The 10,874-nt window shown below is 41.1% G+C and carries 7 protein-coding genes; 2 read left to right on the top strand and 5 right to left on the bottom strand.

Annotated elements, in window-relative coordinates; genetic code table 11:
• Positions 1-5 precede the first annotated feature (5 nt).
• From AWW73_RS05215 to abaR, 5 genes are all read right to left on the bottom strand, one after another.
• On the bottom strand, positions 6-3,965 hold the full coding sequence (locus tag AWW73_RS05215) for a non-ribosomal peptide synthetase (RefSeq protein ID WP_062848980.1): 3,960 nt from the start codon (positions 3,963-3,965) through the stop codon (positions 6-8).
• On the bottom strand, positions 3,962-4,222 hold the full coding sequence (locus AWW73_RS05210; protein ID WP_031947088.1) for an acyl carrier protein: 261 nt from the start codon (positions 4,220-4,222) through the stop codon (positions 3,962-3,964). Before AWW73_RS05210 ends, AWW73_RS05215 begins: the two co-directional genes overlap by 4 nt.
• Entirely contained in the window at positions 4,219-5,994 is a 1,776-nt protein-coding gene (locus AWW73_RS05205) for an acyl-CoA dehydrogenase family protein (RefSeq protein ID WP_081409501.1), read from the bottom strand. The genes AWW73_RS05210 and AWW73_RS05205 overlap by 4 nt, the downstream gene beginning before the upstream one ends.
• Positions 5,995-6,044: 50 nt before the next feature.
• Positions 6,045-7,934 (bottom strand): fatty acyl-AMP ligase, encoded by a 1,890-nt coding sequence (locus AWW73_RS05200; RefSeq protein WP_062848978.1) that lies wholly within the window; start codon positions 7,932-7,934, stop codon positions 6,045-6,047.
• Positions 7,935-8,457: 523 nt separating this feature from the next.
• Complete coding sequence (gene abaR, locus AWW73_RS05195; RefSeq protein WP_057106353.1) at positions 8,458-9,174, bottom strand: LuxR family transcriptional regulator AbaR; 717 nt, start codon at positions 9,172-9,174, stop codon at positions 8,458-8,460.
• A 634-nt stretch (positions 9,175-9,808) separates the two neighbouring features.
• Between abaR and AWW73_RS05190 the strand changes: the two genes are divergently transcribed.
• Complete coding sequence (locus AWW73_RS05190) at positions 9,809-10,225, top strand: DUF4902 domain-containing protein (protein ID WP_062848977.1); 417 nt, start codon at positions 9,809-9,811, stop codon at positions 10,223-10,225.
• Positions 10,226-10,288: 63 nt separating this feature from the next.
• Positions 10,289-10,855, top strand: a complete 567-nt coding sequence (gene abaI, locus AWW73_RS05185) for an acyl-homoserine-lactone synthase AbaI (RefSeq protein ID WP_081409496.1) — start codon at positions 10,289-10,291, stop codon at positions 10,853-10,855.
• The last annotated feature ends 19 nt before the right edge of the window (positions 10,856-10,874 follow it).

Below are 10,874 nucleotides of genomic sequence, written 5' to 3'. Positions count from 1 at the left end.
ATTTCTTATGCAGGAATTGGATACATCTGATCAATTGTCTTGGCCACAGCCGCAACATTCTCAGCGAACATAATCGATGAATGGTCACCAGGTAGATCCACTTGTGTAAGCGTATCTTTGATCAAATGATCCCAGCCGAGACTTTCCCCAAAATCTTCAGACTCATCTTTGGCTTTAACCAAGAGGATCGGAAAATCTTCAGGCTCGGGGAAATAGGTCTGAAGTGCGACGCCATTCGCTAAATAGGTATCAAAGTAAAGTCGGAAATCTGATGGGTTAGCATCGAGAGGTATGACATTGATGGCCTTAGCTTCTTTAAGCACATGATCAAACATGTGATCTGGGCTCAATTCACGCAAGTATTGCGCTGATATCGTCAGCTTTTTGCCATAAGGCACAGCCAAATCACGAGCAAACCAAGACAAAAGCATGGCATCATCAGCATCTTCAGGCACATTCTCTGGAATTGGAGCACGTGTATCGATCATGACAATCCCTGTGACCTGCTGCCCCATTTGACGCAACTGACGACTGATCTCGTATGCAATCGCACCGCCAAAACACCAACCACCGAGGAAATAAGGTCCTTGAGGCTGCATTTTTTGCATTTCAGCAATATACAGCGTCGCCATTTCTTCGATCGCTACTTCCGCAGCATCTGCTTCAATCAGACCTGGAGACTGAATAGCACGTAAAGTACGGTTCGGGTTGAGATGACGCGAGAGCTCCATATAACAGAAGGTACTGCCACCAATCGGATGGAAGAGCCATAGCGGCTGTTCATAAGTTCCGCGGCGCAGTTCGATTACGATTGAAGGTTTGATTTCTTTATTTTCACGGATGATCTCCCCCAAACTCTCAACAGTTGAGTACTGTGCAAGTAAAGCAACTGATAATTCGGTACCAAATACCTTCTTGAGATGATTGACAAGTTTCACAGCCAGTAATGAATGCCCACCTAATTCAAAGAAATCATCATGTATACCAACTCGCTTGACTGACAAAATCTGCTCAAAGGTAGTACATAACTCGATTTCAATCGAATCGCGTGGAGCAACATAATCGTTGCTCTGCTCAAACACTGGCTCAGGGAATGCTTTACGATCTAACTTATTGTTAGCCGTCATTGGAAACTCATCCAATCGGATAAACGTACTTGGCACCATATAAGCCGGAAGATGGATTTGCAGAGTCTTTTTTAAACCAGCCATTTCAATGTCATGTCCAGTCACATAAGCCACCAGCTTCTGATCGTTGTCGGCTGTGGTCTTAACCAAGACTACGGCATCTGTAATACCATCGATCTGTTTGAGGACATTCTCAATTTCGCCTAGCTCAATACGGAATCCACGGATTTTGACCTGAAAATCCAGACGTCCGTGATGAGTCAAACGTCCATCCATTCGCAGACAGACTTTATCTCCAGTGCGATAGAGTCGACCAGCATTTGGTAGGGATGGTAAAGTTCTAAATTGTGCATCTGTCAACTCAGGTCGATGCCAGTAATCGACTGCAAGACCATCGCCTCCAATCCACAGCTCCCCCATAACGCCTCGTGGAACCAATCGCTGCTGTTCATCAAGAACATAAAGCTGGGTGTTCGCCATTGGTTCGCCTAAATCAATATATTTGGCATCGGTGATGTGGGCTGCACTGGACCACACAGTCGTCTCGGTCGGACCATAGACATTCCAAAGACAGCTGACTTTGCCCAGCAGTTTTTCTGCGAGTACAGGATCTAGCGCTTCGCCTCCGCTAAGTGCAGTTAGATGTGGGATACCTTTCCACTCACTGTCCAAGAGCATTTTCCAAGAGGACGGCGTTGCCTGCATAACATTGATTGACTTCGCCTGCATATACTCAACCAGCAGGTTACCATCTAGAGATATCTCACGTGGGCACACATGCACCACACCGCCGTACATCAGCGGAATCAATAGTTCAACAACCGAAATATCAAATGCATAAGTAGTGATGGCTAATAACTGCATATCAGCAGTTGCTTGCAGCCTATCGTTCACAGACAACAAGAAATTAGCTATTGAAGGATGCCCAATACGCACGCCTTTAGGCTTACCTGTCGAGCCCGAGGTGTACATCACATAAGCGGTATCACCAAAGGCAAGCGTCTCACGTACTTGCTCAAAGGGCACAACACCAGCTTGATTGATATCTAGACGTGGTACAGAGACTGTAAGAGCATCCATCAAGTCAGTTTGGGTCAAGATGACTTTAGGTTCAGCATCTTCTACGATGTTATGCAGACGTTCTCTTGGGAAACTAGGATCCAACGGTACATATGCTGCTCCTGCCGCCCAGATTCCGAGGACTGCCGCGGGCAATAGCACAGTGCGGTCTACCATCAGACCTACACGATCCCCCTTGGTAATACCATGTGCACGTAAATATTCAGCAATCCCAGCGATATGCTGGCCTAACTCATGATAGCTGACTGCATGGTCTCTAGAGGTCATAGCATGGTTATCACCACGCTCATCGATCTGCTTTAGAATCATTCCCAGTAGATCATGTCGAGGATAGTCAGTCACCTGACCACGTAGATAGCCTAGCTGAATACCATTCGCATAATCAGGTGCGATATCTAACTCAACAATCTTACGTTCAGGATGAGCCCCCATTTCCGATAGTACAACTTGCAGTAGTTGCACCATATTCTCGGCAGACTCCGCAGAAAATATTTCAGAGTTGTATTTCAGTACACCAACCAATTCACCCTGATATTCACCACCCATTTCTAGCATAATATCTAGTTGGCCTTCTTGTTGGCGAACCGGAAAGCCTGCTAGCGTAAGGTCTTGACCAGCTAAAGTAGCTGGATTCTGGATTGGTAAGAGTAATTCTTTAAACTCATCCAAACCACCGAGACGTTCCCAGAACATTCCAACTTGAGCCAATGGATTAATACTGCCATCACGCTTTGGTGAAACAGCTTCAACCACTCTGGAAAAAGCAACTTTTTGATGTTTAAGACTTTGTTTTAATTGTTCCTGCACCTGCTGGGTAAATTGATGTAAAGTCTGATCAGCATCGATGTCTATGTTCAGAGCAATTGTATTGACAAACTGTCCTAGTGCATTGCGCAAAGAGCGTTCAAGTCGACCTGCTACTGCTGTGGCAACGACCAGATTATTTTCATTCGATAATTTGTTCAGCAGAATATAAAAACCAGATAGTACAAGTCCGAACAAGGTAATTTCATAATCTTTCGCCAAGTTTACAAGACCAGACGATACTGACTCAGGTACACGGAAAATTACCGAGCTACCCTTATGTTGTTGCACAGCTGGACGTGGATAATCAAGTGGAATGCTATGCACATGTGGAGCATGCTTTAACGCATTTTTCCAAAACAGTAAGCTTTCATCAGCATCACCGATCACGTTGCTCTTCTGCTTATCTGCATATTGAGCGAACTCGATTCCGTTCACTACATTTGAGTCTGTTACCAGTCCAAAACGCTTGCAGACATCGCGCAGCAACAGACCAATCGACCAGAAATCCATTAAGGCATGATGAATCACAACTGCAATCACATAGTGATTCTGACCGCGCTCATAACAATGAATACGCCACAACGGTGGCTGAGTTAGGTCAAATGGTTGCTTGGTATCCTGTTCGACTAATTTCGTCAAATCAGAAGCTTCAACATGACGAGCATCAGAGAGAATGATATTAGGATATACACGATCCCAGATGATTTGCTCGATGCCCTGATCATTGGCAGGCATGCTTACACGTAGTAACGGATAATCATGTAACACTGCTTCCAAAATCTCCATCGGCTTGTTGCCTAATGGCTGGTTGACCTTCACATCAAAAGCCACCACCATATTGTAGGCACTGCAAGTTGGCTCAAGACGCTGGATATACCAAATACCAAGCTGTTCTGCAGAAATCGCATGACGCGACAGAATTTTTGGTTCTAGGCTTGCTATGTTATTCATGAAGCAACTCCCTGTTGCAACTCAGAAACCAGATATTCAGCCAACGCATTGATTGTTGGATAATCCCATAGCAGTGTCGGCTCAAGTTCCAGTTTTGTCAGATCTTCTAAGTCCCCAGACACAGACAAAGCAACGATCGAATCAAGACCATAACTGGTAAATTTTTGCTCTAGATCAATCGTCTCAGGCTCTACACGCATTTCTTTGGCCACTAACGTACGAATAGTTGCGCTCCAGTAAGCCTTATCTTTATTCATGGGGTAATCTCCTTTTTAACCGGTTTGGCATCACGTGGTGCCAATGCAAAATCGATGACAGATAACATATGGTTGGTTGAAATTCGGTCTAGTAAATCTACCAATGTGTTTTCACGTAATGACGTGATAGGAGGAGATGTCTGCCCTTCAGCAGTATTTAGGAAAATGATCAGCCATGATCCATCCTGTAAAGCAGGTCTTAGACTAGGGCGGTTAAAGACCCAGAAACCCAGCACAGCAATGCGGGCAAACAGCTCGGCGTAGCCTCGGGCGAGACTAAAACGCAACGTTTCAAACTCTTTGCTTTGCTCAGAATTTGAAAAGTAATCCTGAATTTTTTGATCTAATGTACGCTGTTCAACCATAAGCTGGTCTACACGCTCACGTAGTGTGGATAGCGTTTCAGCAGACAACCCCACGGTGGCCTCGGAATCATTGAGCATCTCGATGATCGTCCCCAGCGACTCCATCACTAAGTCACCATCACGGTTGAAAATCTCAAGTTCACGGAAATCAATAGCGTCTGTCTCCACTTGTAAGTCATACAACTGGCGATAGCGTGCTTTAGCTTCGGCTTGGTTAAGATGGTCAGCTTTTTTGCTACGACCTTTATTGGCAGATTTGAGCTGAAAACTCAGACTGTCTAGACAGACGGTGCTACTACCGTCAAAAACACTAACAATCAGATGGTCTCTGAATGCTTTCTGATACATTCCATCAGCATAAGCATTTCTTAAGAAGAAACGTGACCCAAGTACTGAAGACGTGATCTTGGCAAGTGACTCTACATATTCAGGCACCAGTACTTTGACGATTGGTGACCATGTACTGAACTGATTAATACAAACGTGTAATCCACGTGCACCAACGAGTGATAACACTTCAGCCGCTAACAAATAGGCATATGCTGTAGCGAGTTGCTCACGCACCAGTGGAATGCTAATTACTTTTTTGTTATATAACTCGCGTTCGATCGCGAACTCGGTCGCAATACGTAGCATCGTATCGCCGGCTCCCAGCGAAAAACTACTACAATATGCACGCGTTACCTGTAGGGTTTTGAGTCCAAGTTCCAACCCTTGGCCTTCTTCACCGATCAAAGCATCTTTGTGAATTTCAGCGTTGTTAAAGCCAATACCACTAATATCTAAACCACGCATGCCCACTGTTGGCAGGCGGTTCAGACTATATGTTCCTTTAGAAGCCATATGACGCTTATCAAGCCAGAATGCGCTCAAACTACGTGGTCCACGATCATTCGATGTTTTAGCGATCAGACTTAAAGAGTCTCCTAAAGTGGCGCGATTAATTGACCATTTTTCACCATTTAAAACATACTTGCTCTCGGTAGCTTGTGCAGTCACTTCACTAGATAACAGATCGGCACCATGCGCTTTCTCACTATAAGCCAGCGCTGGTGCGGCACCACTTAAAATTCGACTAGCAATGTTTTGGCATTGATTAGCATTACCACCGATCCATACGATTACAGACCATGCATTCGTGCTATAGGTCGAATTGATTGTTAGATCACGTCGTGCCAACACACGATGCAGATACAGCAACTCTTCCCCAATTTCCATGCGACCTCCGAGCTCTGAAGGTACATAGAAGCGGTTCATCCCCACAGCATTCAGAAAATCAACAGCACGCTGAGGATATTGCTCCTTCTCATCACGCTCGATGGCAGCGGACCAAGAAAAATCGTTATTAGTATCATGTACGGAGCCTAAAATTTGCTCCAGACGAGCAGCAGATTGAAACTGCCGCAAATTGGACGTAAGTGACATGGATTTTCACTCAAATGATTAGAGGGTAAGGGTTAAAACAAAGCACTTTTCAGGCGATTAAAAATCAGCGTGCGTACTTCACGTTCCTTGATCATTGAGTTGAGTAGATTGGAGCTATAACGAATCAGTTGCCCCCGTTGCTCACGATCACGGATGACTTCTAAGCCGTTTTTGACATAGTTTCGAGCAATCACCGTTCTACGGTTTGGATGGGTTAAACAAACCAATTGACCACGTTCGATCTGCTCTTTAATTTTTCTTCTTCTGATTTTGCCGCTAGTAGTTTTGTTAATTCGGCCTTGATGCAGCAAATAGACACCGTCGACAGGTAAGCCAATATCAGCTGTCACTTGTTCCTTGACCTGAGTTCTAATGGCTTCAAAATTGAGAGTCTTATCGAGTGATTTCTTCTTGATCTCAAGTACAACCGTGACACCCTCAGAATCAGCAACATTTACTGCTGCAACACAGCCTTTACGAACAGCAGGATGCGCCGTTTCGACAGAACACTCGATATCTTGTGGGTAATAGTTTTTGCCACGGATGATAATTACATCCTTAAGGCGGCCAGTCACATACAGGTCTCCGTCTTTGACAAAACCCATATCGCCAGTTCTCAAGTAATGCACTTGACTCGGCTCACACGCATCATTAATGATCGTTGCCGCAAAGGTTTCCTGATTGACCTCTGGCTTCTGCCAGTAACCTGCTGTAACGCTCTCACCGGCTAACCAGATTTCACCGACTTCATGAGCCGCTACTTCTTTATGGGTATGAGGATTAACAATACGGCAATCAATATATGGTGAGATCTTGCCACAGCTCACCACTTGCACGGCGGTCTGATCTTGGCTGGCCTCCACCAAATTCGCATTTAACTTGTCACGATCAATTGAAATTGCATGGAGAGGACCAGTCACACCGCTGACCAAGAGCGTAACTTCAGCCAAGCCATAACATGGCAAGAAACTATCTATTCTCAGTTTGGACTGGGTATTAAACTTCTCCATGAAGCGTTGCATGACGTGAGCCTTAATTGGCTCAGCACCATTGAACAACACACGTAAACGACTCAGATCAAGTGATGCCGCCTGCTCATCAGAAATGCGATGCAGACATAATTCATAGGCAAAGTTTGGCCCACCAGTAATCGTTACACCTTTTTCACTGATAAATTGCAGCCATTTTAGGGGTTTACGAATAAAATCCAGCGGCGACATGACATAACAAGTCAGACCCACATGAACACTTTGTAAAACTGAGCCAATCAGTCCCATATCGTGATAGACAGGTAGCCATGTAAAACCAATATCTTGAGGTTGTGTACCAAAAGCTTCAGCAATCATGACTTCATTTGCCATAATATTTTTATGGGTAACGATTACCCCTTTAGGCCATCCTGTTGACCCCGAAGTGTATTGAAGGAAGCAAACATCTTCTTCATCAATATGCGGGAAATCTTTTTCTACCAAGTCACGTTGCAATTCGGCATCAACGGCATGCAATATTAAACTTTCATTTTGCGCTTTTAAGGTGATCAGGCCTGAGATCTCAAGAATCTTTTTGGTTGTGAGTACTATCTTTGGCTCACAGTCATTCATAATATTCAAAATATTAGAAAAACCATTACGATTAAACGGCAAACTGACTGGTACTGCGATAATTTTGGCTTTTAGACAGGCAAAGAACGATACAATAAAATCTAGCCCAGGCTCGAACAACAACACAGCACGATCACCACTGTCTACGAGATTCATTAATACCTGAGCTTGATATTGAACCCGCGCATTCAAATCTTTATATGTAAGAGACTGAATACGACCCGTTTGACGCCCTAAATATTCGAAAGCAAGCTTACTTCCATTTAAATTTGCGTGGGATTCCAATGTTGCAATGATATTATCCGTATCCATTACAGCCATAAATTACTCCGATTAATTATAATGCACCCTTAAAATTCACTAATTTAGAAATTACATTCTCTTCGGGGCTTTTAATAAAAATGAATATACTTTTTATTTAAAATACAAATTCACATTATATTTTAAGTTCAAATATTTCTTATTACACCTGTAAGGGTTTACAGGTTGCTTTTTATTTATTAAAAATTAAGACATCTAAGTACTTTCAAAAAATTATTTTTATATTTTAAATTCAACCAATTGAATTAGACCCAAAGCTAATTTTGTCTTCTATTTCAACAGTATTCAACAAACTCTAAAAGTTTCCACCAAGATATTAAATGGAGAAACACATTATTTTATATTAATTTTAATATTGAAATAAAAATAAATTTTAATTTAACTTATACTTTTTAAAATAAAAATTTTTACATAATCTTTCTATGAAATTTTATTTTAATTAATTCAACTTAACTTTAAATACAAAATTAAAATACCCCAATTAATCTAATATTAAATTTTTCAAATATTTATATATATAATTCTATAAAATCCCTAACATTACAGCTCGAATAGCAGCTGAAATTTTATTATTCACATTTAACTTCTGCATTGCGTTACAAAGATGAAAATTTACTGTTCTTTCAGTAACTCCAATAATCTGTGCAATCTCTGCTGATGTTTTACCCTCAGCAGTCCAACGTAATACCTCTTTTTCACGATGAGTTAAATAAAGATTAAACTGAGCAAATTCTGTGTCATTCACAATTTTAGCAATACTGGAGTGTACTGTTTGGGTCAACCAATACATATTCGTATATTGAGCTTTCTGCTCTTTTTCTGACAATTGCTCACTGGATCTTGCCAGAGTTAACATTCCTCTAGTACCAATAAAGTCGCGGCTTGACTGTGCCCAACCGACATTTAGGCCATAAGAACTTGCTTCTTCCCAGAACTCTTTTTGTTCTTGTGTCTTCGCAGATTGGTTCGACCATATAAGAGGTTGAAGTGATACCATACAATGCTGCACAGTTGGATCTACCTTTATATATTGCTGTTCCACATAGCGTTTCTGCCATTCTTGTGGATAATTATTCAACATAATTGTTTTTGGTTCGGCAATAGACAAGGGCGATTGCATACCATACGCACAATAATCAAATCCGAGCTTTAAAGCTGTGGATTTAACGATTTCAAACAATTGATATTCATTTTGTACGATCAGAGATGCCGATAGTAGATCTTCTTGCCAACTTTCCATTTTCCCGCATTAGTCCTCGCACATAAATTATTTTTACGCAGTTGCATATTGTGAATTCATAATCCAATTAACAACATTTTTTAGCCTGAGAGGGTTTTAAATTATTCGGGTAAAATAGTTTCAGAAAGCTTTGTAAGGTTGTTATATTGCATGCGCAGATTATGCTTTAAATATTAAATTTTATAGGGCACATTTTATTCCAAAAAATGATTATTTTTGGCTTACAAAATAAGCCTATTACTTAATCTAATTTGCATATTCTTATTAATTTAATTAAATAATATTTTTATTATCTCCTGATGCCCATATTATTCTACACTAATCATAAGATAAATTAGCAATCTTTAAAAATTAAAAAATTATATGATTTTATTACAATTATTTTCCAATCAATGAACTAGACACTATCTATAATATGTATAATACATTTTGTTTATAATATAAAAATACATGATTTTCCTATTAAGAAGGAAAAATTCTTAATTTCCACTTAAATAAACCCTACTCTCAAGAATAGCTTAATGTTGCATGCAATCTGCCACCAGTTAACCTGCTAAAGATAACAGTATTTTATTGGTAATAATTTATGCTATTTATCCATTGAACCCCAATTCAAGTCATTTGAACAGGTAGCATGGTCACCGTCCCCTCTCATTTATCAATATCAACAGATGGTTTTATTCGAATGAATGAAAACCAGCTTATGAACTATCCACTCCACCATCTCATATCTATTGTTGAATCAACGCGAATGCAAGATTGTCAAACTCTACATTATGGTTTTACTGAGTGGGCAACCTCACTGACCCCAGCGTTAAGTACTGGATGGGACTGGGAATTTATTGAATACAATGGCATCACGAGCATAAAACGTATTGGCCTACCTCGAAGTAATATCATGATTGTTGATCTATATGGTACAGATATTGGATGTGCTCTGACTGACACACTAATCAAAAAGAAAATTGATACTTTGTTCTGGGAACAGTTCATTTATGCCCAAATCAATACAACCCGAACAATGGCTAAATTAACTCCATATTTCTCTTAGAAACCTGTAAATTCTTACAGTTACCGCCCTCCCAGCTGTTCAGTAAAGTCACTTGAAAAATAAGTGGAAGCACTTGTAATGAATGTTATTGCTGGATTTCAAAATAATTTTTCAGAAGGCCTATATACTAAATTTAAAAATTACCGCTATAGGGTATTTGTTGAATATTTAGGTTGGGAGTTGAACTGTCCAAATCATGAAGAACTAGATCAGTTTGACAAAGTTGATACCGCGTATGTCGTCGCTCAAGATGAAGAGTTCAATATTATTGGTTGTGCCAGATTACTACCGACTACTCAACCTTATTTACTTGGTGAAATATTTCCTCAATTACTTAATGGAATGCCTATTCCTTGCTCACCAGAAATTTGGGAGTTATCAAGATTTTCAGCCATGGATTTCTCAAACCCACCTTCTTCTGCTAGCCAAGCAGTGTCATCCCCCGTCTCTATTGCTATTCTGCAAGAAGCGATCAACTTTGCAAGAAAACAAGGCGCCAAACAACTTATTACCACTTCACCTCTTGGGGTAGAGCGGTTATTACGTGCTGCGGGTTTTCGTGCTCATCGTGCAGGCCTACCCATGGTTATTGACGGATATGCTATGTTTGCATGTTTGATTGAAGTGTAATTTTTTAAATTAAAGTCTA

The organism is Acinetobacter lactucae (assembly GCF_001605885.1).
Lineage (GTDB): Bacteria > Pseudomonadota > Gammaproteobacteria > Pseudomonadales > Moraxellaceae > Acinetobacter > Acinetobacter lactucae.
Note: the sequence above shows the minus strand (reverse complement) of the source record. Positions and strands in the feature narration are given on the sequence as shown.

Excerpts from the sequence above, each read along its gene's own strand:
- abaR (WP_057106353.1), bottom strand. The coding sequence starts at position 9,174 with ATGGAAAGTTGGCAAGAAGATCTACTATCGGCATCTCTGATCGTACAA.
- AWW73_RS05190 (WP_062848977.1), top strand. The coding sequence starts at position 9,809 with ATGGTCACCGTCCCCTCTCATTTATCAATATCAACAGATGGTTTTATT.
- AWW73_RS05215 (WP_062848980.1), bottom strand. The coding sequence starts at position 3,965 with ATGAATAACATAGCAAGCCTAGAACCAAAAATTCTGTCGCGTCATGCG.
- AWW73_RS05200 (WP_062848978.1), bottom strand. The coding sequence starts at position 7,934 with ATGGCTGTAATGGATACGGATAATATCATTGCAACATTGGAATCCCAC.
- AWW73_RS05210 (WP_031947088.1), bottom strand. The coding sequence starts at position 4,222 with ATGAATAAAGATAAGGCTTACTGGAGCGCAACTATTCGTACGTTAGTG.